This window comes from Citrobacter sp. Cf125, assembly GCF_030333935.1.
GTDB lineage: Bacteria > Pseudomonadota > Gammaproteobacteria > Enterobacterales > Enterobacteriaceae > Citrobacter > Citrobacter freundii.
In genome coordinates, this window is the sequence record NZ_JAOWEY010000024.1 from 502,485 (window position 1) to 528,295 (window position 25,811).

Genomic DNA, 25,811 nt, shown 5'->3' on the forward strand with positions numbered 1-25,811 from the left:
GACACGCTAAAAAAATCGAACACGTCAAATTTCCCGCACATCCCTAAGACTATACTATTGTACCTATAAAGGAGCAGTGGAAACGCGTTCATAACCTGTTTGAAGCCGATGAAGCATCTGATTTCAGGCGGGGATGAAATAACAACAATCTGGAGGAATGTCGTGCAAACCTTTCAAGCCGATCTTGCCATTATAGGCGCCGGTGGCGCGGGATTACGTGCTGCAATTGCTGCCGCACAAGCAAATCCCAACGCTAAAATCGCACTGATCTCAAAAGTGTACCCAATGCGCAGCCATACCGTTGCTGCCGAAGGCGGCTCTGCTGCTGTCGCGCAGGATCATGACAGCTTTGACTACCATTTTCACGATACGGTAGCAGGCGGAGACTGGCTATGTGAGCAGGATGTCGTGGATTACTTTGTCCACCACTGCCCAACTGAAATGACGCAACTGGAACAATGGGGCTGCCCATGGAGCCGTCGTGAAGACGGTAGCGTCAACGTACGTCGCTTCGGCGGCATGAAAATCGAGCGTACCTGGTTTGCCGCAGATAAAACCGGCTTCCACATGTTGCATACGCTGTTCCAAACATCTTTGCAGTTCCCGCAGATTCAGCGCTTTGACGAACACTTCGTTCTGGATATCCTGGTGGACGAGGGTCATGCCCGCGGCCTGGTTGCCATGAACATGATGGAAGGCACGCTGGTGCAGATCCGTGCTAACGCAGTCGTAATGGCAACGGGCGGCGCTGGTCGTGTTTACCGTTACAATACCAACGGCGGCATCGTAACCGGCGACGGTATGGGCATGGCGCTGAGCCACGGCGTTCCGCTGCGTGATATGGAATTCGTTCAATATCACCCGACGGGTCTGCCAGGCTCCGGTATCCTGATGACAGAAGGTTGCCGTGGTGAAGGCGGTATCCTGGTCAACAAAAACGGCTACCGTTATCTGCAAGACTACGGCATGGGTCCGGAAACCCCGCTGGGCGAGCCGAAAAACAAATACATGGAACTCGGTCCGCGCGACAAAGTTTCTCAGGCTTTCTGGCACGAATGGCGCAAAGGCAACACCATTTCCACTCCGCGTGGCGATGTGGTTCACCTCGACCTGCGTCACCTCGGTGAGAAAAAACTGCTCGAACGTTTACCGTTCATCTGCGAACTGGCGAAAGCTTACGTGGGTGTCGATCCGGTTAAAGAACCGATCCCGGTACGTCCGACCGCGCACTACACCATGGGCGGTATCGAAACCGATCAGCACTGTGAAACCCGCATTAAAGGTCTGTTCGCTGTCGGCGAATGTTCCTCTGTTGGTCTGCATGGCGCTAACCGTCTGGGCTCTAACTCCCTGGCGGAACTGGTGGTCTTCGGTCGTATGGCCGGTGAACAAGCTGCGGAACGCGCTGCAACGGCTGGCGCTGCAAACAGTGCCGCTCTGGATGCACAGGTTGCTGGCGTTGAAAAACGTCTGAAAGATCTGGTTAACCAGGAAGGTAACGAAAACTGGTCTAAGATCCGTGATGAAATGGGTATCTCCATGGAAGAAGGTTGCGGTATCTACCGTACGCCGGAACTGATGCAGAAAACCGTTGATAAGCTGGCTGAACTGCAGGAACGCTTCAAGCGCGTACGTATCACTGATACCTCCAGCGTCTTCAACACCGACCTGCTGTATACCATCGAACTGGGTCACGGTCTGAACGTTGCTGAATGTATGGCGCACTCCGCGCTGGCGCGTAAAGAATCCCGCGGCGCGCATCAGCGTCTGGATGAAGGCTGTACCGAGCGTGACGACGTGAACTTCCTCAAACACACCCTCGCCTTCCGCGATGCTGACGGCACGACTCGCCTGGAATACAGCGACGTGAAAATCACCACTCTGCCACCGGCTAAACGTGTTTACGGTGGCGAAGCGGAAGCAGCCGATAAGAAGGAGAAGGCGAATGGCTGAGATGAAAAACCTGAAAGTTGAGGTGGTGCGCTATAACCCGGAAACCGATACCGCGCCGCACAGTGCTTTCTACGAAGTTCCTTATGATGAAACCACGTCACTGCTGGATGCGCTGGGCTACATCAAGGATAACCTGGCACCGGACCTGAGCTACCGCTGGTCCTGCCGTATGGCAATCTGCGGCTCCTGCGGCATGATGGTCAACAATGTACCGAAACTGGCGTGCAAAACCTTCCTGCGTGATTACACAAACGGCATGAAGGTTGAAGCGCTGGGCAACTTCCCGATTGAGCGCGATCTGGTCGTCGACATGACGCACTTTATCGAAAGCCTGGAAGCGATCAAACCGTACATCATCGGTAACCCGCGTACACCGGATCAGGGTCCAAACACCCAGACTCCGGCGCAGATGGCGAAGTATCATCAGTTCTCCGGTTGCATCAACTGTGGTCTGTGCTACGCCGCGTGCCCGCAGTTCGGCCTGAACCCTGAGTTCATTGGACCGGCTGCGATTACGCTGGCGCATCGTTACAACGAAGATAGCCGCGACCACGGTAAGAAGGAGCGTATGGCTCAATTGAACAGCCCGAACGGCGTCTGGACCTGTACTTTCGTGGGCTACTGCTCCGAAGTCTGCCCGAAACACGTCGATCCGGCTGCGGCCATTCAGCAGGGTAAAGTTGAAAGTTCAAAAGACTTTCTTATCGCTACCCTGAAACCACGCTAAGGAGTGCACGATGACGACTAAACGTAAAGCCTATGTGCGGCCAATGACGTCCACCTGGTGGAAAAAGCTGCCATTTTATCGTTTTTACATGCTGCGTGAAGGCACGGCAGTCCCGGCAGTCTGGTTCAGCATTGAACTGATTATCGGCCTGTTTGCACTCAAGCATGGTGCAGAGTCCTGGATGGGCTTTGTCGCCTTTTTACAAAACCCGGTGGTGGTAATCCTTAACATTATCGCCCTGGCAGCAGCGCTGCTGCATACCAAAACCTGGTTTGAGCTGGCACCAAAAGCAGCCAACATCATCGTAAAAGACGAAAAAATGGGGCCAGAGCCGATCATCAAAGGTCTCTGGGCAGTCACTGTGGTTGCTACAGTAGTCATACTGTTTGTTGCCCTGTTCTGGTAAGGAGTCCGGAATGATTAATCCAAATCCAAAACGCTCTGACGAACCCGTATTCTGGGGCCTGTTTGGTGCAGGCGGTATGTGGAGCGCAATCATTGCGCCGGTAATGATCCTGCTGGTAGGCATTATGCTGCCGCTGGGCTTTGTTCCTGATGCTTTCAGCTATGAACGCGTACTGGCATTCGCTCAGAGCTTCATCGGACGTGCGTTTCTGTTCCTGATGATCGTTCTGCCGCTGTGGTGTGGTTTACACCGTATGCACCACGCGATGCATGACCTGAAAATCCACGTGCCGGCTGGCAAATGGGTATTCTACGGACTGGCAGCTATCCTGACCGTTGTAACGGCGATTGGTATTCTGACCATCTAAGTACATGCGTTAATTATCAGGCCCGCCATTGGCGGGCCTTTTTTATTTGTGCAGTACCCCGGTCAACCAACGGGAAAATTCACGCATCGCGGGCGTCTCCGGGCGAGATTGCAAACGCGTTATCCAGTAGCTTCCCAAATCAATCTGCGTTAAAAACGGCTGAACGATACGTTCACTGCTGAGTAAATGCGTGAACATTCTGACTGGCGCAATTGCCACACCCATTCCCGCCTGTGCAGCTTCCAACATGGTGACTGACGAATCAAACACCATCACATTGTGCGTCGGTGACGGAGGCGCCTCTCCGGCCGCCTGCATCCAAAGCGCCCATTCATCCCGCCGATACGATCGTAATAACGGAAATTTCAGGATATCCGCAGGCGTTTGAATCTGCGAAGCCAATGTTGGCGAACACAGTGGAGACATCAGCGCGCTACATAAATATTGCGCATCGGTATCGTGCCAGGCTCCCCCACCGTAGCGAATGGTATAATCCAGCCCTTCGGCGGCGGGATCCACGCGATTGTTATGGGTAGAAATATGCAAATCAATATGTGGGTAACTGCGCTTAAAATCGCTCAACAGCGGGAAAAGACAGCCGATAGCAAAGGTTCCCACTACGCCAATTTTAAGTTTTTCCTGGGTCTGTTTAGTGGCAAAACGATCCAACATCCCCGCCATACGATCGAAGGAGTCATTAAGTACAGGTAACAGACTTTCCCCTCCAGTCGTCAACATTAATCCACGAGAACCGCGCACAAAAAGCTGACAATTCAGCTGCTGCTCCAGCGATTTGACATGCTGGCTGATGGCAGAATGCGTCACGTTGAGCTCAATCGCAGCGCGGGTAAAGCTGAGATGTCTGGCCGCGGCTTCAAAAGCCCGCAGCGAGTTAAGAGGGATATAGCTACGCGTCATCATTAAGCCTGTTAGAAAAACTTATATCTGCTGCTAAATTTAACCGTTTGTCAACACGGTGCAAATCAAACACACTGATTGCGTCTGACGGGCCCGGACACCCTTTTGCTTTTAATTACGGAACTGATTTCATGATGAAAAAATCGATATGCTGCGCGCTGCTGCTGACAGCCTCTTTCTCCACGTTTGCTGCCGCAAAAACAGAACAACAAATTGCCGATATCGTTAACCGCACCATCACACCACTGATGCAGGAGCAGGCTATTCCGGGTATGGCCGTGGCGATTATCTACGAGGGGAAACCTTATTACTTTACCTGGGGTAAAGCCGATATCGCCAATAACCACCCAGTCACGCAGCAAACGCTGTTTGAGCTAGGGTCGGTCAGTAAGACGTTTAACGGCGTGTTGGGCGGCGACGCTATCGCCCGCGGCGAAATTAAGCTCAGCGATCCGGTCACGAAATACTGGCCAGAACTGACAGGCAAACAGTGGCGGGGTATCAGCCTGCTGCACTTAGCCACCTATACAGCGGGTGGCCTGCCGCTGCAGATCCCCGATGACGTTACGGATAAAGCCGAATTACTGCGCTTTTATCAAAACTGGCAACCACAATGGACTCCGGGCGCTAAGCGTCTTTACGCTAACTCCAGCATTGGTCTGTTTGGTGCGCTGGCGGTGAAATCTTCAGGTATGAGCTACGAAGAGGCAATGACCAGACGCGTCCTGCAACCATTAAAACTGGCGCATACCTGGATTACGGTTCCGCAAAGCGAACAAAAAAACTATGCCTGGGGCTATCTCGAAGGGAAGCCTGTGCACGTTTCTCCGGGACAACTTGACGCCGAAGCCTATGGCGTGAAATCCAGCGTTATCGATATGGCCCGCTGGGTTCAGGCCAACATGGACGCCAGCCACGTTCAGGAGAAAACGCTCCAGCAGGGCATTGAGCTTGCGCAGTCTCGCTACTGGCGTATTGGTGATATGTACCAGGGATTAGGCTGGGAGATGCTGAACTGGCCGCTGAAAGCTGATTCGATCATCAACGGCAGCGACAGCAAAGTGGCATTGGCAGCGCTTCCCGCCGTTGAGGTAAACCCGCCAGCACCTGCCGTGAAAGCCTCATGGGTGCATAAAACGGGATCCACAGGTGGATTTGGCAGCTACGTTGCCTTCGTTCCAGAAAAAAACCTTGGCATAGTGATGCTGGCAAACAAAAGCTATCCTAACCCGGCTCGCGTAGAGGCGGCCTGGCGCATTCTTGAAAAACTGCAATAACTGACAGAGGGGTCCGGTAAATCGGACCTCCTTTCTTGCTCTTTTTTTCCTGCTGTCATCTACACTTAACAAAAAACAGTAAGGAAAACACTATGCGCATTCTGCCCGTCGTTGCTGCAGTTACGACTGCATTCCTGGTTGTCGCTTGCAGCTCCCCAACACCGCCGAAAGGCGTTACCGTGGTGAATAACTTTGATGCCAAACGCTATCTGGGAACATGGTATGAAATTGCGCGCTTCGACCATCGTTTCGAGCGCGGGTTGGATAAAGTGACCGCAACGTACAGCTTGCGCGACGACGGCGGCATCAACGTTATTAACAAGGGCTATAACCCTGACAGGGAGATGTGGCAGAAAACGGAAGGGAAAGCCTATTTCACCGGCGACCCAAGCACGGCCGCGCTTAAAGTATCATTCTTCGGCCCCTTCTATGGTGGGTATAACGTAATTGCACTCGACCGGGAATATCGTCACGCGCTGGTTTGCGGTCCGGATCGCGACTACCTGTGGATCCTTTCACGGACTCCAACTATTTCAGATGAAATGAAACAGCAAATGTTAGCCATCGCGACCCGGGAAGGGTTTGAGGTGAATAAGCTGATTTGGGTGAAACAGCCTGGCGCTTAGTGAGTGCTCAGCTTCAGACCAATAATGCCAGCAACGATCAGCCCAAGGCTCAGCAAACGTGCCGGACTGGCAGATTCACCCAGCAGCAAAATCCCTGTAATGGCCGCCCCTACGGCGCCAATGCCGGTCCAGACCGCATAAGCGGTTCCTACAGGTAATGTGCGCATTGCCCAGGAGAGCATGGCAATACTAACGATCATCGCCGCAATAGTGATAATGCTTGGCGTAAGACGCGTAAAACCGTGGGTATATTTCAGGCCAATCGCCCAGACGACTTCGAGCAAACCTGCAATTAATAAAACGATCCAGGACATATCAGGCTCCAGAACAATGGGGCCGTCCCCGGTGAAAGAAGCGTTTGCAGGTCGTCCTACAAAGCTGATGTGTGAAATGGCATTTTTGCCCGGAAGAAAATGAATTTCAACCTTTTTATTCACTGCCAGCTAAAAGCAAGAATTAAGCATAATTAGCGGCGTAGTTCCCGCATTTGGCACTCATCGGAGTTCTCTATGATGAAGGGCTTTCTGAAACCGGAAAGTCGATTGCCCCTCTTCTGAATGCGAAACGTTTATGCTTAAAATTTTAGTGATTGACCGGTGCCACTTTACCCGCACAGGGATAGAGGCCTTGCTTAATCATTCTGGCAGGTTCAGCTCTTCATTTCTGGTATCAGGAATCAATAATCTCCTGTTAGCAAAAGAGCATATTTTGCAATGGAAACCGCATCTGGTGATCGCGGATTTATACAGTTTTATTAGCGAGACGCACTCCAGTCCGCCAATTAACCCTTTTTTTATGAGTTGTGGCGTCATCCCACTGATTTTACTGCAATCAGCAGATAGACAGCATGCCCCCATCGCACCCTCTCAATCCGTCGCCCATTCGGTCTTGACCAAGCACACCACGCTGAACACACTCTCCCACACAATTCAGGAAGCACTTCAGGTTCGCCCCGCATTAGAAATACCCAAAAACGCCACGCCTTTGCTTACGCCGCAGGAGGAGAAAGTATTATCAATGTGGATGGATGGTGTGAGTAACAATGCCATTGCCGCCGCACTCAGCATTCATGGCAAAACGGTCTACACCTATAAGCGGAATATCCGTATGAAACTGCACCTGGGGAACCGCTTCTCGCCGTTTCTGTCACTCCCAGGGAAGGGAGATTAACGGTACGACACGACGTCGTACCGTTCTTCATTATTGCTGAGCTTTTGTCGCTGCACCAGAAATGGCGCTACCGCCTTCAGAAATATCCTGTCCTACGCCTCGTGTGGTATTACACGCGGTTAAAACGGAAGAAAGTACCAACACAGAAAAGATCGCAGCAATTGTCTTCTTAACCATAACGTCTTCCTTTTCTAGCCAATATTGTTTGTGTATAGCTACTTAATAATAGACAAGATCTGGGAGTGTGATGGATAAACAATCGTTTTTAAGACTATATGAAAGGATTAGCTGGCAGCGTGAGAGATTGAATTGCCAAGATGTTTGATGTCTTCACCGAAGCCGCGCGCGGTATTGCATCCCGTCAGGAGGGTGCTGGTGAAAAGGAGTAGCATTACAAGACCGAGAAGACGTTTCATCATTCCTGCCCTGGAAAAAGTATGGCGCAGCAACCTGCGCCATAAGATCAAATGGAAGACTTATTTTACGCGAGAAACGTATTCGCCGGAGCGGGTATCCACTTTGATCACTTCGCCGATCTGTACGAACAGCGGAACTTTAACGACTGCGCCGGTAGACAGGGTAGCCGGTTTGCCGCCAGTACCAGCGGTATCGCCTTTCAGACCTGGGTCGGTTTCAACAACTTCCAGCTCAACGAAGTTCGGCGGAGTTACAGAGATCGGCTGACCGTTCCACAGGGTCACGATGCATTCAGCCTGGTCCAGCAGCCATTTAGCGTTATCGCCTACCGCTTTCTCGTCAGCAGCCAGCTGTTCGAAAGTGGTGTTATTCATAAAGTGCCAGAACTCACCGTCGCTATACAGGAAAGTCAGGTTCATGTCGGCTACGTCTGCGCCTTCAGCGGAGTCAGTAGACTTGAAGGTTTTCTCTACGCGAGTACCGGTCAGCAGGCGACGCAGCTTAACGCGCGCAAACGCCTGGCCTTTACCTGGTTTAACGAATTCGCTGGCTTCAACCGCATAAGGTTCGCCGTCCAACATGATTTTAAGACCAGCACGAAAATCGTTGCTATAGTACGTTGCCATAAGGCCCTCTGAAAATTGTTAACTGGTAGCTAAGCCACAAAATGGCGCATATTGTAACCCTAAATACCCCATCCAGAGAAGATTGGTTATCGCAACTTGCCGATGTTGTGACCGATCCCGATGAACTTCTGCATCTTTTGAATATAGACGCAGATGAAAAACTGTTGGCCGGACGCGATGCGAGACGGCTTTTCGCCCTGCGCGTGCCGCGCGCGTTTATTGCCCGCATGGAGAAAGGTAACCCGGACGATCCGCTTTTGCGTCAGGTACTTACCTCCCAGGAAGAGTTTGTTGCCGCGCCAGGCTACTCAACCGATCCGCTGGAAGAACAGCACAGTGTGGTTCCCGGTCTGCTGCATAAATATCGCAATCGGGCACTGTTGCTGGTCAAAGGCGGTTGTGCGGTGAATTGTCGCTATTGCTTCCGTCGACACTTCCCATATGCCGAAAACCAAGGCAATAAACGCAACTGGCAGGTCGCTCTCGACTACATTACCGCGCATCCTGAGCTGGATGAAATCATCTTCTCTGGTGGCGATCCGTTAATGGCCAAAGACCACGAACTGGACTGGTTGCTCACGCAACTGGAAGCCATTCCGCACATTAAACGCCTGCGTATTCACAGCCGTTTGCCGATAGTGATCCCTGCGCGCATTACCGAAGGACTGGTCGAACGTTTTGCGCGCTCCTCTCTGCAGATTCTGCTGGTCAATCACATTAACCATGCCAATGAAGTTGATGAGACGTTTCGCCAGGCGATGAGTAGTCTGCGCGCCGCGGGCGTTACGCTACTCAACCAAAGCGTATTGCTGCGTGGCGTGAACGATAACGCACAAACCCTGGCTAACCTTAGCAACGCACTATTTGATGCCGGTGTGATGCCCTATTACCTGCACGTGCTGGATAAAGTACAGGGTGCCGCCCACTTTATGGTCAGCGATGATGAAGCGCGTCACATTATGCGTGAACTGCTGACACTGGTTTCCGGTTACATGGTCCCCAAACTGGCGCGTGAAATTGGCGGAGAGCCAAGTAAAACGCCGTTGGACCTGCAGTTACGCCAACAATAACCATTATTGAGTGTCCGATTCCGGACACTCGCTATCGATCACGATTATTTAATATCCCTGCAGGTGGAGCCGCACTTTTAATATGTGCTATTTTAACTCGCAGCGCGCAATTAGTTATTTGCAAAATATATAAATCAAGTCAAATCTAGATTTTCAATAAATATATGGTTAGGGAGAACCTTTGATGGCTATCAGTATTAAAGGTATTAATACCGGTGTTATTCGTCAGAAGAATGAATTTGTTGCCTTGGCATTGAAGATTAAAGAACAAAGAAATAAAGAGTCGCTGTTTTTTCTCTCTCCGCTTGGGCTAAGAGATCTGCTTATCGCGCTCGAGAGCAGGCTCTATATGAAGCAACAGCTTAGCGAAGACGCACGTTTGCAATATGAAAAAGAACGTGACAAAGCCAGCAAAAAGATGCACGAAAACATTCCGTTAATTCAGGAAGATGAGCTAAAAAATGCGGATATTAACCGTCGCATAGATTCACTGACGTTAGTGGATGATAAAGGGGAAAACTTAGCATTTTCTCTGACGCTGCATGACGGGAAAACAGATGAATTACTGGTTAATGAATTACAGATTCAGGTGTTGGCGCATGCAATTATTCATGCAATAAATAATGCTGGCATGCGAGATTTAGCGCTACGAATTACATCGCTGCTGGATTTCCTGCCGCTGTACGATGTAGATTGCCAGCAAAACGACAATCTGGAATACGACTCTTATACACAACCCGAATGGAAACATAACCTGTTTAATCATTATCTGGCGATTATTTACCGCTATACGGATGATAAAGGAAAAGCCCATTTCTGTGGTTCGGTAGTAAAAACTCGCGCCGCTTCCGGCAGCAAAGAGGCCGAAGCCATTACTCGCCGTCTGCTCGATTTCAGCCCGCGGCTGAAAAAACTTGCCGGTGTACCGTGCCAGGTGTTTATCAGAACGTTGACGGGTGATAAGACGCAAAAGCTCAATCAGGATCAGTGCCTGCGCGCACTGCATCATTTACGCGTTCAGTCTGCACATAAGACTCAGAATGCCTGATGGCGCTGCGCTTATCAGGCCTACGATTGCATGAGTCTGTCCAGGCCACTTTATTACACAAAATCATTCAATCTGCATCGCGGCGGCAAGCGAAGAAAATCCCCAGGAGCATAGATAACTATGTGACTGGGGTTTCACAGCGCATCCAACAAAGAGGCTGGTTGAAGGATGAAGTGTAATCAGTTAGGGCACTTATAAACCTGTCCAATCATCTCACTGGCGGTAGGAACAAAGCTGGACAGCATTCCCTGCGATGGGCTGCTGACGCCATAAATCACATTACCGCCCATTGCCGCAGCCTGGTTACGCAGATCGTTTGCTGCGCCACGCATTGAGCCGCCCTCTTCGCCGTGCTGGCCAGAAAGCCAGTTGCTTTGCTTACCGGTTGCCGTGCCTATCAGTTGGCACTCTGCGCCAGGCTTGTCTTCGACAAAGCGTACGCTTTGCCCGGCTGAACTCAGTTCGTTGCTGGAGCTACAACCCGCCATCAGTAGCGCGGCACCAACGATCCCTGCTAAATATTTCACGTGCATGTCATTCCCCATGATCAATTAGTTGGACGTTATGTCCGTAGCTGAATCATATACTAAAAAGATGACCAAAAGAAAAACCCCCGGACATTTCTGCCCAGGGGTTTCTCAATTCTGAGAGGTTCAGAACAACATGATTACATCATGCCGCCCATTCCACCCATGCCGCCCATACCACCAGCAGCACCTAAGTCAGGAGCATCGCCTTTCGGCAGGTCGGTAACCATGCACTCGGTGGTGATCATCAGACCCGCAACAGAAGCCGCGTACTGCAGAGCAGAACGAGTTACTTTGGTTGGATCCAGGATACCCATGTCGATCATGTTGCCGTATTCTTCAGTTGCAGCGTTGTAACCGTAGTTACCGTCACCGGCTTTCACGGTGTTAGCCACTACAGACGGCTCTTCGCCGCAGTTCAGTACGATTTGACGCAGTGGAGATTCCATTGCGCGCAGCGCAACTTTGATACCTACGTTCTGGTCTTCGTTCTGACCTTTCAGGCCGGCAATTTTAGACGCTACGCGAATCAGCGCAACCCCACCACCAGCAACCACGCCTTCTTCTACCGCAGCACGGGTAGCGTGCAGGGCATCTTCAACGCGGGCTTTCTTCTCTTTCATTTCAACTTCAGTCGCAGCACCAACTTTGATAACCGCAACGCCGCCTGCCAGTTTCGCTACGCGCTCCTGCAGTTTTTCACGGTCATAGTCGGAAGTTGCTTCTTCGATCTGCTGGCGAATCTGAGTCACGCGACCCTGGATTGCAGCTTCGTCGCCCACGCCATCGATGATGGTGGTGGTATCTTTGTTGATAACAACGCGTTTCGCCTGGCCCAGATCTTCCAGAGTTGCTTTTTCCAGCTCCATACCGATCTCTTCAGAGATAACGGTACCACCGGTCAGGGTAGCGATATCCTGCAGCATTGCTTTACGACGATCGCCGAAGCCAGGTGCTTTAACCGCAGCGACTTTCACGATACCGCGCATGGTGTTAACAACCAGAGTTGCCAGCGCTTCGCCTTCAACATCTTCAGCGATGATCAGCAGCGGTTTGCCTGCTTTCGCTACAGCTTCCAGAACCGGCAGCATTTCGCGAATGTTGGAGATTTTCTTGTCAGCCAGCAGGATGAACGGGCTTTCCAGTTCTACTGCGCCAGTTTCCGGCTTGTTGATGAAGTAAGGAGACAGGTAGCCACGGTCGAACTGCATACCTTCAACCACGTCCAGTTCGTCCTGCAGACCGGTACCGTCTTCAACGGTGATCACGCCTTCTTTACCGACTTTGTCCATCGCTTCAGCGATCAGTTTACCTACGGTTTCGTCGGAGTTTGCGGAGATGGTACCAACCTGAGCAATAGCTTTAGAGTCGGAGCACGGTACGGACAGTGCTTTCAGTTCTTCAACAGCAGCAGCGACAGCTTTGTCGATACCACGTTTCAGATCCATCGGGTTCATGCCCGCAGCAACGGCTTTCAGACCTTCAGTGATGATGGACTGAGCCAGTACGGTTGCGGTGGTGGTACCGTCACCTGCAGCGTCGTTCGCTTTAGAGGCAACTTCTTTCACCATCTGCGCACCCATGTTTTCGAACTTGTCTTCCAGTTCGATTTCACGTGCTACGGAAACACCATCTTTAGTGATGGTCGGTGCACCGAAAGATTTATCCAGAACTACGTTACGGCCTTTTGGACCGAGGGTAACTTTCACTGCATCTGCCAGTACGTTTACGCCGCGCAGCATTTTCACACGAGCGTCGTTACCGAATTTTACGTCTTTAGCTGCCATTTTCTCTTTCCCTTAAATTCGTATGTTCAGTGTCGTTCGCGGATTAGGCTTCAACAATTGCCAGGATGTCGCTTTCAGACATGATCAACACTTCTTCATTGTCGATCTTCTCAGATTTAACACCGTAGCCATCGTTGAAAATAACGATATCGCCGACTTTCACGTCCAGCGGCTGTACGGTACCGTTGTCCAGGATGCGACCCTTACCGACAGCGATGATTTCGCCACGAGTTGATTTACCTGCTGCAGAACCAGTCAGTACGATGCCGCCAGCAGATTTGGATTCAACTTCTTTACGTTTGACGATCACACGATCATGTAACGGACGAATACTCATTGATAGCTCTCCTTTGAGAAAGTCTTTATCAGTTATGGGTGACGCCGGCCCGTAAACGGTTTCCCGGCTAGTGACCAGAGAGATGGGGATGGGGTTTTGTGCCTTCAAGGGGGCAAGCGAAAAAAAAATTTTATCAGCAGAAAATCCCGTCAAAATGCCGACCTGCCTCACATTCCATAACGATTTCAGTCGCGTCGTCATAAGCAAATCTGATTGTGATACCATCAAAAATCTGCGCTATAGCCCGGTCAACGGGCATAAACGGATAACAACTTATGAGTGGACTGAAACAAGAGCTGGGACTGGCTCAGGGCATTGGCCTGTTGTCGACATCATTGTTAGGTACAGGCGTTTTTGCCGTCCCCGCGCTGGCCGCACTGGTTGCGGGCAACAACAGCCTGTGGGCATGGCCGGTGCTGATTGTTTTGGTCTTTCCGGTGGCGATTGTCTTCGCCGTACTGGGTCGTCATTTCCCCAGCGCAGGCGGTGTGGCGCATTTTGTCGGCATGGCCTTTGGTTCACGACTGGAGCGCGTCACCGGATGGCTATTTTTGTCGGTCATTCCTGTCGGCTTGCCTGCGGCATTGCACATCGCCGCCGGATTCGGTCAGGCGATGTTTGGCTGGCATGACGAGCAGCTTCTGCTGGCTGAGCTGGGTACGCTGGCATTGGTTTGGTACATCGGCTCCCGCGGCGCAAGCTCAAGCGCTAATCTGCAAACGGTCATTGCCGGACTGATTGTTGCCCTCGTTGTTGCTATCTGGTGGGCGGGCGATCTGAAACCAGGCGAAATACCCTTCCCTGCAATTAGCGATATTGAACTCCCCGGTCTGTTCGCCGCGCTGTCGGTGATGTTCTGGTGTTTTGTTGGCCTCGAAGCGTTTGCTCACCTGGCGTCTGAATTCAAAAATCCGGAACGAGACTTCCCACGCGCGCTGATGATTGGCCTGCTGCTGGCTGGATCTGTTTATTGGGCATGCACCGTCGTCGTTCTCCATTTTGGTGCCTACGGCGAGCAAATGGCCGCCGCAGCATCGCTGCCAGAAATCGTCGTGCAACTGTTTGGTGTACAGGCACTGTGGGTCGCCTGCATCATTGGTTATTTGGCCTGTTTTGCCAGCCTCAACATTTATATTCAAAGTTTCGCTCGACTGGTCTGGTCGCAAGCGCAGTATAAGCCTGAGAGTTATCTGGCTCGTCTGTCCCCCCGCCACCTTCCGCGCAATGCGCTAAACGCCGTATTGGGCTGCTGCGTAGTCAGTACTCTGTGCATCTATATGCTGCAAATCAATCTCGATGCGTTAATCGTCTACGCCAACGGCATCTTTATTATGATTTATTTGCTGTGCATGTTGGCGGGTTGTCGATTACTGAAAGGGCATTACCGCGCACTGGCGGTCATTGGTGGTCTGCTGTGCCTACTACTACTGGCAATGGTCGGCTGGAAGAGTTTGTACGCGTTGATTATGCTGGCAGGGCTGTGGCTGTTTTTACCCCGCAGGCCGGATAAGGCAACGTTGACGCCATCATCCGGCCTATAAACACTTTTGCCGGATGGCGCTAACGCTTATCCGGCCTACATACTGAGGCTTAATCCCGACGATCGTCTTTATGTTCGATGCTGTCGCGCTTGTCATCCTTACGCTGAAATTCACCATCAAAAGTCTCACCGCCACCGGTTCCGGCGCTAAAACCACCGCCAGGCATACGCGAAAAACGTAAATGTGGCAGCAGTTTCATCGTCAGATGTTTTTGCACCGGGGGTAATAAAAGAAGAAGACCGAGGAAATCGGTGAAAAAACCAGGCAGTACCAACAGCAGACCGGCGATAATCAGCGATACGCTTTTGATCATTTCTGCAGCCGGACTTTCACCAGCCGCCATTTTTTGTTGCATCAGTAAAAAGTTCTTAAATCCCTGATTACGAACCAGAGACATACCGATAACCGACGTAAAAATAACCAAAATCAGCGTCATCAGGACGCCCATCACATGGGCAACCTGAATAAAAATAGATATCTCTATGTAAACATAGAGAAAAATGGCAAGTAATGGTATCCAGCGCAAAGGGATCTCCTGTTAATAACAGCCGTTTTGTTCAACTTCTGTTCGAAAAATTATGTTAATCGCATCGATTTGATATTGTGGTGGTTAGCAAAATTTCAAGTGGCTTGTACACTAATATTTAGGGTTAATCACAAAGGGGTGATCCATTTCACAGAATAATAAATAAGGGGTAAATTCCACGCTTTAAGTGATCCAGATTACGGTAGAAATCCTTAACCAGCATATGATCTCGGGTATCAGACCGATGCAGGGGATAATCGTCGGTCGAGAAACAATCGAAATCACATATATCCTGTGTGTTTAGTCAAATCATTGGCAGCTTGAAAAAGAAGGTTCACATGTTAAACAACATTCGTATCGAAGAAGACTTGTTGGGTACCAGGGAAGTTCCAGCGGACGCCTACTACGGTGTCCACACTCTGAGAGCGATTGAAAACTTCTACATTAGCAACAGCAAAATCAGCGATATTCCTGAATTTGTTCGCGGTATGGTAATGGTTAAAAAGGCAGCGGCAATGGCCAACAAAGAGCTGCAAACCATTCCTAAGAGTGTGGCAAATGCCATCATCGCGGCGTGTGATGAAGTCCTGAATAACGGAAAATGCATGGATCAGTTCCCGGTAGACGTTTACCAGGGTGGTGCGGGTACCTCCGTCAACATGAACACCAACGAAGTTCTGGCCAATATCGGTCTGGAACTGATGGGTCACCAGAAAGGTGAATATCAGTACCTGAACCCGAACGACCACGTTAACAAATGTCAGTCTACCAACGATGCATACCCAACTGGCTTCCGTATCGCTGTATACGCATCCATCATCAAACTGATTGATGCACTGAACCAGCTGCGTGAAGGCTTTGAGAAAAAAGCCGATGAATTCCAGGACATCCTGAAAATGGGTCGTACCCAGCTGCAGGATGCTGTACCGATGACTCTCGGTCAGGAATTCCGTGCTTTCAGCGTACTGCTGAAAGAAGAAGTGAAAAACATTGGGCGTACCGCTGAGCTGCTGCTGGAAGTTAACCTCGGCGCGACAGCAATCGGTACTGGTCTGAACACGCCGAAAGAGTACTCTCCGCTGGCAGTACAGAAACTGGCTGAAGTCACTGGCTTCGCCTGTGTTCCGGCAGAAGACCTGATTGAAGCAACTTCTGACTGTGGCGCATACGTTATGGTGCACGGCGCACTGAAACGTCTGGCTGTGAAGATGTCCAAAATCTGTAACGACCTGCGTTTGCTCTCCTCTGGTCCGCGTGCGGGTCTGAACGAGATCAACCTGCCGGAACTGCAGGCTGGGTCTTCTATCATGCCAGCTAAAGTGAACCCGGTTGTTCCGGAAGTCGTAAACCAGGTTTGCTTCAAAGTCATCGGTAACGACATCACTGTCACCATGGCATCTGAAGCTGGTCAGCTGCAGCTGAACGTAATGGAGCCGGTCATTGGTCAGGCAATGTTTGAATCCATTCACATTCTGAGCAACGCTTGCTACAACCTGCTGGAAAAATGCGTTAGTGGTATCACTGCTAACAAAGAAGTCTGTGAAGCGTTTGTATTCAACTCCATCGGCATCGTTACTTACCTCAACCCGTTCATCGGTCACCACAACGGCGACATCGTCGGTAAAATTTGTGCCGAAACTGGTAAGAGCGTACGTGAAGTTGTCCTGGAACGCGGTCTGTTGACCGAGTCTGAACTGGACGATATCTTCTCTGCACAGAACCTGATGCACCCTGCTTATAAAGCAAAACGTTATACTGATGAAAGCGAACAGTAATCGTGTAGGGTAGTACCGGAGAAGGCACGTCATGATGACGTGCCTTTTTTCTTACTCGAAGTTACTTAAAAACAACAATTTAATATCAACTTGTTAAACAACAAGGAAGGCTAATATGATAGTTTTAGAACTTATCATCGTTTTGCTGGCAATCTTTTTAGGTGCCAGACTTGGGGGTATCGGTATTGGATTTGCAGGTGGGCTGGGTGTTCTGGTTCTTGCCGCTATCGGCGTAAAACCCGGTAATATCCCGTTCGATGTTATTTCCATCATCATGGCGGTTATCGCTGCTATCTCTGCCATGCAGATTGCCGGTGGTCTGGACTACCTGGTTCACCAAACTGAAAAACTGCTGCGTAAGAACCCGAAATACATCACGATCCTTGCACCTATCGTGACCTATTTCCTGACTATCTTTGCCGGTACTGGCAACATCTCTCTGGCAACGCTGCCGGTTATCGCTGAAGTTGCGAAGGAACAAGGTATCAAGCCTTGCCGTCCGCTCTCTACCGCAGTGGTTTCTGCACAGATTGCGATTACGGCTTCTCCAATCTCCGCAGCCGTGGTTTACATGTCTTCCGTCATGGAAGGTCATGGCATCAGCTACATTCACCTGCTGTCCGTGGTCATTCCGTCCACCCTGCTGGCCGTTCTGGTGATGTCCTTCCTGATCACCGCACTGTTCAACTCCAAACTGTCTGACGACCCGATTTATCGTAAGCGTCTGGAAGAAGGCCTGGTTGAACTGCGCGGTGAAAGACAAGTTGAAATCAAAGCTGGCGCGAAAACCTCCGTTTGGTTGTTCCTGCTGGGCGTGGTTTGCGTAGTTGTATACGCCATCATCAACAGCCCAAGCCTTGGCCTGGTCGCTAAACCGCTGATGAACACCACCAACGCAATCCTGATCATCATGCTGAGCGTCGCGACGCTGACAACGATCGTCTGCCGCGTTGAAACTGACTCCATCCTGAACTCCAGCACCTTCAAAGCCGGTATGAGCGCCTGTATTTGTATCCTTGGTGTTGCATGGCTGGGTGATACCTTCGTATCTCACAACATTGACTGGATCAAAGATACTGCAGGTAGCGTAATTCAGGGTCATCCGTGGCTGCTGGCGGTCATCTTCTTCTTTGCTTCCGCGCTGCTGTACTCTCAGGCTGCAACCGCTAAAGCACTGATGCCGATGGCTCTGGCTCTGAACGTTTCCCCACTGACGGCTGTTGCATCTTTCGCCGCTGTTTCTGGTCTGTTCATTCTGCCAACCTACCCAACTCTGGTTGCGGCGGTTCAGATGGATGACACCGGTACAACTCGCATCGGTAAATTCGTCTTTAACCATCCGTTCTTCATCCCAGGTACTCTGGGTGTGGTTCTGGCTGTCTGCTTCGGCTTCTTGCTGGGCAGCTTCATGCTGTAAGACTTTACTGCAGGGTGCCTTCGCGCCCTGCAGTTCCTCCTCCCCACCCCGCTTTAGCTAACATCCTTCCCTCGTCCGTTGTATAGTGACCATTCTTTTGCTGGTTACTCTGTTCTTTCGAGGTGTTTATGCTTGATGTAAAGAGTCAGGATATTTCCATCCCCGATACCGTTGTGGTGCTCTGTACCGCCCCGGATGAAGCAACCGCCCAGGATCTCGCCGCCAAAGTGCTGGCGGAAAAGCTGGCTGCCTGCGTGACCCTGCTACCCGGTGCGACCTCCCTCTACTATTGGGAAGGCAAACTGGAACAGGAATATGAAGTGCAGATGATTTTAAAAACCACCGTCACACACCAGCAAGCCCTTCTCGATTGCCTGAAGTCACATCATCCGTATCAAACGCCTGAACTTCTGGTTTTACCCGTCACTCACGGAGACTTTGATTACCGCTCATGGCTCAACGCATCCTTACGCTGATCCTGCTGCTGTGCAGCACATCTACCTTTGCTGGATTATTTGACGCGCCTGGCCGCTCGCAGTTTGTACCTGCCGATCGGGCGTTTGTTTTTGATTTTCAGCAAAACCAACACGATCTGAACCTCACATGGCAGGTTAAAGATGGCTATTATCTGTATCGCAAACAGATAAGCATTACGCCATCTCAGGCCGATATTGCCGAGATAAAACTGCCGCCAGGCGTCTGGCATGAAGATGAGTTTTACGGCAAAAGTGAGATTTACCGTAAACAGCTGACTATCCCGATCACGGTCAATCAGGCTAAGTCTGGCGCAACATTAACGATCACATACCAGGGCTGCGCCGACGCCGGATTTTGCTATCCACCAGAAACAAAAACGGTGCCATTAAGTGAAGTGTCTGCCGGTGCCGCGGCCTCCCCTGCGCCAGCCCCAGCCACTACAGATCCGCAAGAGAAACCGCAGCCCACGGCCCAACTTCCCTTTTCCGCACTGTGGGCATTGCTGATTGGAATTGGTATCGCGTTTACGCCTTGCGTACTGCCGATGTATCCGCTGATTTCCGGGATCGTACTGGGCGGCAAGCAACGCTTATCAACCGGACGGGCACTGCTGCTGACGTTTATCTACGTTCAAGGGATGGCGCTCACCTATACCGCGCTGGGTTTGGTTGTTGCAGCCGCCGGTTTACAGTTCCAGGCTGCGCTTCAGCATCCCTACGTCCTGATTGGCCTTGCCGTCATCTTTACGCTGCTGGCGTTGTCGATGTTTGGTTTGTTCACGCTGCAACTGCCTTCATCGCTGCAAACGCGCCTCACGCTAATGAGTAACCGCCAGCAAGGTGGAGATCCCGGCAGCGTCTTTGCGATGGGGGCGATTGCTGGCCTCATCTGTTCTCCTTGCACAACGGCCCCGCTAAGCGCGATTTTGCTGTATATCGCTCAGAGCGGGAACATGTGGCTGGGAGGCGGCACGCTGTATCTGTATGCGTTGGGGATGGGATTCCCCCTGATGCTGATTACCGTATTTGGCAATCGCCTGTTGCCTAAAAGCGGCCCATGGATGGAACATGTCAAAACCGCTTTTGGCTTTGTCATTCTGGCGCTTCCCGTCTTCTTACTCGAACGTATCGTTGGCGACGAGTGGAGCGTTCGCTTATGGTCACTGTTAGGCGTCGCGTTCTTTGGCTGGGCGTTCATTACCAGCCTGCAGGCAAAGCACGCCTGGATGCGTATCGTGCAGATTGTCCTGTTAGCCGCAGCACTGGTATGCGTGCGTCCACTGCAAGACTGGGCGTTCGGCGCGCCGCATACTCAAACCCAGGCACACCTTAACTTCACGCCGGTGGCATCGGTAGATGCGTTAAATCAAGCGCTGGAGCAAGCTAAAGGCAGGCCAGTCATGCTGGATCTGTATGCCGACTGGTGTGTAGCCTGTAAGGAATTTGAAAAGTACACGTTCAGTAATCCGCAGGTTCAGCAAGCGCTAGGCAACACGGTGCTGTTGCAAGCGGATGTGACAGCAAACAATGCCCAGGATGTCGCTCTGCTGAAACATCTACAGGTTTTAGGTTTGCCGACTATCTTGTTCTTTGATGCCGAGGGAAAAGAGCATCCGGAGGCCCGGGTAACGGGTTTTATGGATGCCGCTACCTTCAGCGCACATTTGCGCGATCGCCAACCGTGAGCGACACTTGCAACAGGAAATACGGAGGAGAATACCGTGCAACGTGAAGATGTCCTGGGAGAAGCCCTGAAATTACTTGAGGTGCAAGGGATAGCCAATACCACGCTGGAAATGGTGGCCGAACGTATCGATTATCCTCTGGATGAACTGCAGCGCTTTTGGCCCGATAAAGAGGCCATTCTGTACGATGCGCTACGTTACCTCAGCCAGCGGGTGGATATCTGGCGGCGTCAGCTTTTGCTGGATGACACCCTGAGCGCTGAGCAGAAATTACTGGCGCGCTACACCGCACTGTCCGAATGCGTGAGCAATAATCGCTATCCCGGCTGTCTGTTCATCGCCGCCTGTACGTTTTACCCCGATCCCGGGCATCCGATCCATCAGTTAGCCGATCAGCAAAAAAAGGCAGCACATGACTTCACCCATGAACTGCTCACGACGCTGGAAGTTGACGACCCGGCAATGGTCGCCAAACAGATGGAACTGGTGCTGGAAGGCTGCCTGAGCCGCATGCTGGTTAATCGTAGTCATGCTGATGTCGAAACGGCACACCACCTGGCTGAAGATATCTTACGCTTTGCCCAGTGCCGAATGGGCGGTGCGCTGACCTAAGCGAGCATTATCTGTTTTAGCCGCATCTGTCGGGAAGATTTGTGCAAACTTCAGGCATAACCATGCAGATTGCCGCAATATTAAGCGGTTGAACAATGTTTCCAGAAATTTGATTGACTGACAGACGTGAATACGGTTTAATGCGCCCCGTTGCCCGGATAGCTCAGTCGGTAGAGCAGGGGATTGAAAATCCCCGTGTCCTTGGTTCGATTCCGAGTCCGGGCACCACTATTCAGAAGAACCCGCCTATGGCGGGTTTTTTGCTTTCAGGGTTCTGCTAGATTTCTGATCGTTCTGTCCACTGCGACTCCTACCCTACCTCATCACGCCAGTTAAACCTTCCAGTGAGACCACGATGGTACTGCAAAAAATATAGCGGTATCAGGCACACCTCTTTTTCTGGCGTGCTTAACCGTAGGCCAGATTTGAGTGATTTCTCTGAACAACCTTGGGCACTAAACCAGTAGGTGAAGGAACTGGGCATAGAGTAGCCAGGATTCTGCAGGTAGCGAATAACCCGATCGCGTTGCAAGGTACGCACATTCATCCCAGGGGCTGGAACTGGTCGCCGCCTCGATATCTGAAGCAAACGCCAGGGAGTAAAGGCCAACCTTAATCTACAATTGCCATCATACCGAGCAAATAGTGAGTCAACGAGGAATCTGGATGGTGAAAACAAAAATCATACAGCCAGCGCAGGGGGCTCATGCCTATCCGTTGCTGATCAAGAGCCTACTGCTGTCGGGTGGGCGTTCTCATCCCGAGCGAGAAATCGTCTACGCCGATAAGCTCCGTTACGACTATCGTACCCTCAAACAGCGCATTCATCGCCTGGCAAACATGCTGACAGCGGCCGGTGTCATGCCTGGAGACACCGTCGCCTTGCTGGATTGGGACAGCCATCGTGCCCTCGAGTGTTTCTTCGCGGTACCCATGATTGGTGCCGTGCTGCACACGGTGAACGTCCGCTTCTCGGCGGACCAAATCGCTTACACCATGAATCATGCCGAGGACAACCTGGTACTGGTGCACGACGACTTCTTGCCGGTTGTCGAGTCACTGGCAGAGACACTGACCACTGTCCGGGGATACATCCAGCTTAGTGACGAAGAATCGAAGGCGACCAGCCTGCCGGTGCTAGGGGAATATGAGACCCTGCTGGCCGCAGCGGGAGAACTCTTTGACTTCCCCGACTTCGATGAAAACTCGATAGCTACCTTGTTCTATACCACTGGAACCACGGGCAATCCCAAGGGAGTCTACTTTAGCCATCGCCAGCTGGTCCTGCACACGCTCAATGAGCTGGGTCTCCTGGCTGCCCACGAGGGACAGTCGCTGCTACGATCGAACGATGTCTACATGCCGATCACCCCTATGTTCCACGTGCATGCCTGGGGCGCTCCTTATGTCGCAACAATGCTGGGTGTGAAGCAGGTATACCCCGGTCGTTACGAACCCAACAAACTGGTGCGGTTTTATCACGATGAGGGTGTGACCTTCTCGCATTGTGTGCCAACCATTTTGCAGATGATCCTTGAGTGCGAAGAAGCCACGCAGACTGATCTGTCAGGATGGAAGATGTTACTGGGTGGCAGTTCACTATCCCTTGGACTGGCGACACAGGCCCACCATAGGGGCATACGCATTCACGCCGGCTATGGCATGTCTGAGACCTGTCCCCTGCTCTGTATGACCCACTTAAGCGATGCCGAGCTGGCCCTTCCCATGGATGAACAGTTACCCCTGCGGATTCGGACCGGCCTGCCTGTCCCGTTGGTGGATCTGCGTATCGTCGATGGCGAAGGTCGGGAGGTGGTGCACGACGGAGAAGCCCTGGGTGAAATAGTGGTGCGAGCCCCTTGGTTGACTCAGGGCTACCTGAAGGAACCCGAGAAAGGGGCTGAGCTATGGAATGGCAGTTGGCTGCACACCGGCGACATAGCCTCTATCGATCCCCATGGGATAGTGGAAATCAAGGATCGCATCAAAGACGTAATCAAGACGGGCGGTGAGTGGATAAGCACGCTGGAGCTTGAGAGCCTCATCAGCTCACACGCGGCGGTCAGGTCGGTAGCCGTCGTCGGGATACCTGATGAGCAGTGGGGCGAACGCCCCCTGGCTCTGGTGGTTTGCAAGGAAGGGGAGGACCTGGAGCCGCAAGCCATAGCGACACATCTACAAGGATTCGTCGACCGCGGCCACATCACTAAATGGGCGATCCCACGACAGATAAGGATAGTCCCGGATATTCCCAAAACCAGCGTTGGCAAGATCAACAAGCGCCTGATTCGGGAGCTCGAAGCCAGCAATGGGAAGGATATCATTTAAGCGATCTGTCGCATTCACAGCGTAAGGTTAACAACAGTCACACTGCTTATATTTCAGGTAGCTTGCCGATATCAATGCTCTGCCGGGGAACTCACCGTCCCCGGGCGGATGCTGATCCCCCCTTTAGCAACATGGGGTTCTGGTCGATGTCAGGTCCTGCTGGACGAAAAACCCGTCCTCAGCGCCTTCCATTCAGCCTGATCATTTACCTAAATCTGCTTTATTCAACAACGCCAGATTCACCCTCACTCATGCTTTCTTTGCTTTGAATAAACCGCAGCGCCAAATAAAGGTCTGGTGCCAGAATCATGTCGTCGTCTTTCATTGTCGGTCGACTCTCTTTAAACCAGCGTGTTAACTCCGTTTTCCGGCCCGCAAGAATTAACTTAATCTGCCGCCCCTTCAGGTCCCGTTTTAACTCATTAATGGTTGCCAGGACGCTGATATCTGAATAGGTAAAGCAAGAAACGGCGTCAATGACCACCCATTTAGGTTGTAGTACTGCACCATCGACTAAATTCAAAACGCGGCGCTTAAAATAGGCCACATTAAAATAGGTCAGCGGTGAGTTAAATCGGTACATCAACACGCCAGGGATCATTTTCACATCAGTTGAATTACCTAATGAGTGAATCATCCCATTTTCGTCAATTCCCAATAAGTGTTCAGTAGGACGAAAAACTGTGCGCAGGAACTGCAACAGACCCAGCAATACCGCAAGGCCGATCCCCTGAATAACACCAATAATCAGAACACAGCCAAAGGTGAAGAACGCCAGGCGAAATGCGGGTTTATTTCTTCGCCTCAGATTCCAGAGTCCGCGTAAATCAATCAATGACCACGATGCATAAATTAGAACAATGCCTAATGCAGATACCGGAATAAATGGTAATGGCTGCGTGAAAAATACCACGACAATTCCGATGATTAAGGCTGCAACAACGGAAACCAGCTGACTTTTCCCTCCGGTGGAGTCATTTACCGCAGTCCGGGAATCGGCTCCGCTAATCGCAAACCCCTGAGATAAGCCAGACATCAGATTCGCAACACCCAAAGCCCTGAACTCAGCATCAGCATTTATTTCGTATCCATTTTTCGCGGCAAAACTGCGAGCGGTTAGCATCAGGCTAACAAAACTGACTAATGCCAGGTTCAGCGCAGGGATCAATAAATCACGTGCCAGACCAGGCTGAAATGAGCCCCAGTGAACAACAGGCAAACCAGACTGGAAGCCCGATCCCCCAATAGTGGCAATACCATACTGCTGCGCAGATGTGACCCATACCAGCGCCGTTGTTATCACAATTGCAATCAACGGTGCTGGCCATTGGCTACGAAACGTTTTGATAGCTATTAAAATCGCTAACGTTAGGATGGAGATCCCTAAGGTTAATAAATGAATTTCCGAGAGTCGGCCTGGCAGGGCAATAATCTTCTCTATCACTTGCTCTTCATCAAGCGTAATCCCCAGCACCTTACCGAGTTGCCCGACAATAATCGTCACGGCAACGCCATTAAGCAGTCCCGTTAGAATGGGATGAGAAAGCAGATCAGCAAGCGCACCCAGGCGAAACTTACTGGCAAGTAGACACCATCCTCCCATCATCACGGTCATGACGATTGTTAACTGCCAGTGGAGTTCTGGATTTCCGGCAGAAAGAGGAACCACAACTGCCGCAATTACCGCGCAGGTCGTGGCATCAGGGCCAACAATCAATTGGCGGGAAGAACCAAACAGTGCATAAGCTAGCATTGGCAAAACGCAGGAATATAACCCGACGATAGCCCCGACTCCCGCCAACTCAGCGTAAGCAATCGCAACCGGTAGTGCTACGGCAGCAACGGATAACCCGGCTTTAACATCATGTTTTAGCCAGCTTTTATCGTACGCTAATAAATTTTTTAGACCCGGCATGTAGTTTAATACCATTTTTCCGAACACTTTATTCTCCGGATTGACCCTTACTAATAGATAAAGGTACACGTAACTATCGCAGGAGATCCTGATATTTTCGGGAGGCAATACAGATAATTCAGATTGGGTGTTTATCGCATATACCGCAGGATGGCTTGTGTTATGCAGGCTCAGGATATTGCTTTGCACCCGATGGTGCTGCGATGTGCCTGATGCGCTGCGCTTATCAGGCCTGCACAATACGTTCAGCCCGGCGGTTTTTACCCCGCACACACGCAAA

General features: G+C 51.2%; 26 protein-coding genes and 1 tRNA gene. 17 read left to right on the plus strand and 10 right to left on the minus strand.

What is annotated here, in order from left to right:
- Window positions 1-162 precede the first annotated feature (162 nt).
- Genes frdA through frdD form a run of 4 tightly spaced genes read left to right on the plus strand, consistent with a single transcriptional unit; the run spans window position 163 to window position 3,453 of the window.
- On the plus strand, window positions 163-1,953 hold the full coding sequence (frdA, locus tag OGV89_RS16630; protein ID WP_003025543.1) for a fumarate reductase (quinol) flavoprotein subunit: 1,791 nt from the start codon (window positions 163-165) through the stop codon (window positions 1,951-1,953).
- Window positions 1,946-2,680: a fumarate reductase iron-sulfur protein gene (gene frdB, locus OGV89_RS16635; protein ID WP_003025540.1), complete on the plus strand. Its 735-nt coding sequence runs from the start codon at window positions 1,946-1,948 to the stop codon at window positions 2,678-2,680. The genes frdA and frdB overlap by 8 nt, the downstream gene beginning before the upstream one ends.
- Before the next feature lie 10 nt (window positions 2,681-2,690).
- Window positions 2,691-3,086: a fumarate reductase subunit FrdC gene (frdC, locus tag OGV89_RS16640; protein ID WP_003025537.1), complete on the plus strand. Its 396-nt coding sequence runs from the start codon at window positions 2,691-2,693 to the stop codon at window positions 3,084-3,086.
- A 10-nt stretch (window positions 3,087-3,096) separates the two neighbouring features.
- Complete coding sequence (frdD, locus tag OGV89_RS16645; RefSeq protein WP_003025535.1) at window positions 3,097-3,453, plus strand: fumarate reductase subunit FrdD; 357 nt, start codon at window positions 3,097-3,099, stop codon at window positions 3,451-3,453.
- A 42-nt stretch (window positions 3,454-3,495) separates the two neighbouring features.
- Here the strand turns inward: frdD and ampR are convergent, their stop codons facing one another.
- Window positions 3,496-4,371, minus strand: a complete 876-nt coding sequence (ampR, locus tag OGV89_RS16650; RefSeq protein WP_003844982.1) for a LysR family transcriptional regulator AmpR — start codon at window positions 4,369-4,371, stop codon at window positions 3,496-3,498.
- Between the two features lie 131 nt (window positions 4,372-4,502).
- Here ampR and OGV89_RS16655 point away from each other — a divergent pair, with 131 nt between their 5' ends.
- Window positions 4,503-5,648, plus strand: a complete 1,146-nt coding sequence (locus tag OGV89_RS16655; RefSeq protein ID WP_032939209.1) for a class C beta-lactamase CMY-72 — start codon at window positions 4,503-4,505, stop codon at window positions 5,646-5,648.
- A gap of 92 nt (window positions 5,649-5,740) precedes the next feature.
- A complete protein-coding gene (locus tag OGV89_RS16660) occupies window positions 5,741-6,274 on the plus strand; it encodes a lipocalin family protein (protein ID WP_003844984.1) in 534 nt (177 codons plus the stop codon).
- Here the strand turns inward: OGV89_RS16660 and sugE are convergent.
- Window positions 6,271-6,588 (minus strand): quaternary ammonium compound efflux SMR transporter SugE, encoded by a 318-nt coding sequence (gene sugE / locus OGV89_RS16665; RefSeq protein ID WP_000118520.1) that lies wholly within the window; start codon window positions 6,586-6,588, stop codon window positions 6,271-6,273. The two genes, OGV89_RS16660 and sugE, sit on opposite strands and share 4 nt — an antisense overlap.
- 256 nt (window positions 6,589-6,844) lie before the next feature.
- Between sugE and OGV89_RS16670 the strand changes: the two genes are divergently transcribed.
- Window positions 6,845-7,444: a helix-turn-helix transcriptional regulator gene (locus OGV89_RS16670; protein WP_003025485.1), complete on the plus strand. Its 600-nt coding sequence runs from the start codon at window positions 6,845-6,847 to the stop codon at window positions 7,442-7,444.
- Window positions 7,445-7,474: 30 nt separating this feature from the next.
- Here the strand turns inward: OGV89_RS16670 and ecnB are convergent, their stop codons facing one another.
- The 3 genes from ecnB to efp all read right to left on the minus strand — a co-directional run bounded on the left by ecnB (window position 7,475) and on the right by efp (window position 8,487).
- On the minus strand, window positions 7,475-7,621 hold the full coding sequence (ecnB, locus tag OGV89_RS16675) for a lipoprotein toxin entericidin B (protein WP_003025482.1): 147 nt from the start codon (window positions 7,619-7,621) through the stop codon (window positions 7,475-7,477).
- Between the two features lie 107 nt (window positions 7,622-7,728).
- Window positions 7,729-7,863, minus strand: coding sequence for a lipoprotein antitoxin entericidin A (gene ecnA / locus OGV89_RS16680; protein ID WP_003830568.1), 135 nt, complete (start codon window positions 7,861-7,863; stop codon window positions 7,729-7,731).
- A 57-nt stretch (window positions 7,864-7,920) separates the two neighbouring features.
- Window positions 7,921-8,487 carry an elongation factor P gene (gene efp / locus OGV89_RS16685; protein ID WP_003025478.1) on the minus strand — a complete coding sequence of 189 codons (567 nt, stop codon included), beginning with the start codon at window positions 8,485-8,487 and terminating at the stop codon, window positions 7,921-7,923.
- 41 nt (window positions 8,488-8,528) lie between these two features.
- Between efp and epmB the strand changes: the two genes are divergently transcribed.
- Together epmB and yjeJ are read left to right on the plus strand one after the other, a co-directional pair.
- On the plus strand, window positions 8,529-9,557 hold the full coding sequence (epmB, locus tag OGV89_RS16690) for an EF-P beta-lysylation protein EpmB (protein ID WP_003844987.1): 1,029 nt from the start codon (window positions 8,529-8,531) through the stop codon (window positions 9,555-9,557).
- A gap of 184 nt (window positions 9,558-9,741) precedes the next feature.
- On the plus strand, window positions 9,742-10,605 hold the full coding sequence (gene yjeJ, locus OGV89_RS16695) for a YjeJ family protein (protein WP_003844989.1): 864 nt from the start codon (window positions 9,742-9,744) through the stop codon (window positions 10,603-10,605).
- A 179-nt stretch (window positions 10,606-10,784) separates the two neighbouring features.
- On the opposite strand, the gene OGV89_RS16700 is transcribed toward yjeJ, so the two are convergent.
- The 3 genes from OGV89_RS16700 to OGV89_RS16710 form a co-directional block, all read right to left on the minus strand.
- Window positions 10,785-11,138 (minus strand): DUF4156 domain-containing protein, encoded by a 354-nt coding sequence (locus OGV89_RS16700; RefSeq protein WP_003025468.1) that lies wholly within the window; start codon window positions 11,136-11,138, stop codon window positions 10,785-10,787.
- A 134-nt stretch (window positions 11,139-11,272) separates the two neighbouring features.
- Window positions 11,273-12,919, minus strand: a complete 1,647-nt coding sequence (groL, locus tag OGV89_RS16705) for a chaperonin GroEL (protein ID WP_003025464.1) — start codon at window positions 12,917-12,919, stop codon at window positions 11,273-11,275.
- A 43-nt stretch (window positions 12,920-12,962) separates the two neighbouring features.
- The gene (locus OGV89_RS16710) at window positions 12,963-13,256 is read right to left on the minus strand and encodes a co-chaperone GroES (RefSeq protein ID WP_000027827.1); all 294 of its coding nucleotides are present in this window, start codon (window positions 13,254-13,256) and stop codon (window positions 12,963-12,965) included.
- A gap of 275 nt (window positions 13,257-13,531) precedes the next feature.
- Here OGV89_RS16710 and yjeH point away from each other — a divergent pair, with 275 nt between their 5' ends.
- The gene (yjeH, locus tag OGV89_RS16715; RefSeq protein ID WP_003844990.1) at window positions 13,532-14,797 is read left to right on the plus strand and encodes an L-methionine/branched-chain amino acid transporter; all 1,266 of its coding nucleotides are present in this window, start codon (window positions 13,532-13,534) and stop codon (window positions 14,795-14,797) included.
- A gap of 49 nt (window positions 14,798-14,846) precedes the next feature.
- Here yjeH and OGV89_RS16720 read toward each other — a convergent pair whose 3' ends face one another.
- Window positions 14,847-15,323, minus strand: a complete 477-nt coding sequence (locus tag OGV89_RS16720) for an FxsA family protein (RefSeq protein WP_003025457.1) — start codon at window positions 15,321-15,323, stop codon at window positions 14,847-14,849.
- A 338-nt stretch (window positions 15,324-15,661) separates the two neighbouring features.
- On the opposite strand from OGV89_RS16720, the gene aspA reads away from it, so the two are divergent.
- The 7 genes from aspA (at window position 15,662) to OGV89_RS16755 (ending at window position 23,616) form a co-directional block, all read left to right on the plus strand.
- The gene (gene aspA / locus OGV89_RS16725; RefSeq protein ID WP_003025452.1) at window positions 15,662-17,098 is read left to right on the plus strand and encodes an aspartate ammonia-lyase; all 1,437 of its coding nucleotides are present in this window, start codon (window positions 15,662-15,664) and stop codon (window positions 17,096-17,098) included.
- 115 nt (window positions 17,099-17,213) lie between these two features.
- Window positions 17,214-18,515: an anaerobic C4-dicarboxylate transporter DcuA gene (gene dcuA / locus OGV89_RS16730; RefSeq protein ID WP_003025449.1), complete on the plus strand. Its 1,302-nt coding sequence runs from the start codon at window positions 17,214-17,216 to the stop codon at window positions 18,513-18,515.
- 128 nt (window positions 18,516-18,643) lie between these two features.
- On the plus strand, window positions 18,644-18,991 hold the full coding sequence (gene cutA, locus OGV89_RS16735) for a divalent cation tolerance protein CutA (protein ID WP_003025447.1): 348 nt from the start codon (window positions 18,644-18,646) through the stop codon (window positions 18,989-18,991).
- Window positions 18,967-20,676, plus strand: a complete 1,710-nt coding sequence (locus OGV89_RS16740; protein ID WP_086529665.1) for a protein-disulfide reductase DsbD — start codon at window positions 18,967-18,969, stop codon at window positions 20,674-20,676. The genes cutA and OGV89_RS16740 overlap by 25 nt, the downstream gene beginning before the upstream one ends.
- A 36-nt stretch (window positions 20,677-20,712) precedes the next feature.
- Window positions 20,713-21,288, plus strand: a complete 576-nt coding sequence (locus tag OGV89_RS16745; RefSeq protein WP_003025441.1) for a transcriptional regulator — start codon at window positions 20,713-20,715, stop codon at window positions 21,286-21,288.
- A gap of 152 nt (window positions 21,289-21,440) precedes the next feature.
- Window positions 21,441-21,516: transfer RNA gene (locus OGV89_RS16750), tRNA-Phe, on the plus strand.
- Window positions 21,517-21,954: 438 nt separating this feature from the next.
- On the plus strand, window positions 21,955-23,616 hold the full coding sequence (locus tag OGV89_RS16755) for a fatty acid--CoA ligase (RefSeq protein WP_071687633.1): 1,662 nt from the start codon (window positions 21,955-21,957) through the stop codon (window positions 23,614-23,616).
- A gap of 220 nt (window positions 23,617-23,836) precedes the next feature.
- Here OGV89_RS16755 and OGV89_RS16760 read toward each other — a convergent pair whose 3' ends face one another.
- Complete coding sequence (locus OGV89_RS16760; RefSeq protein ID WP_052946588.1) at window positions 23,837-25,558, minus strand: SulP family inorganic anion transporter; 1,722 nt, start codon at window positions 25,556-25,558, stop codon at window positions 23,837-23,839.
- Window positions 25,559-25,811 lie beyond the last annotated feature (253 nt).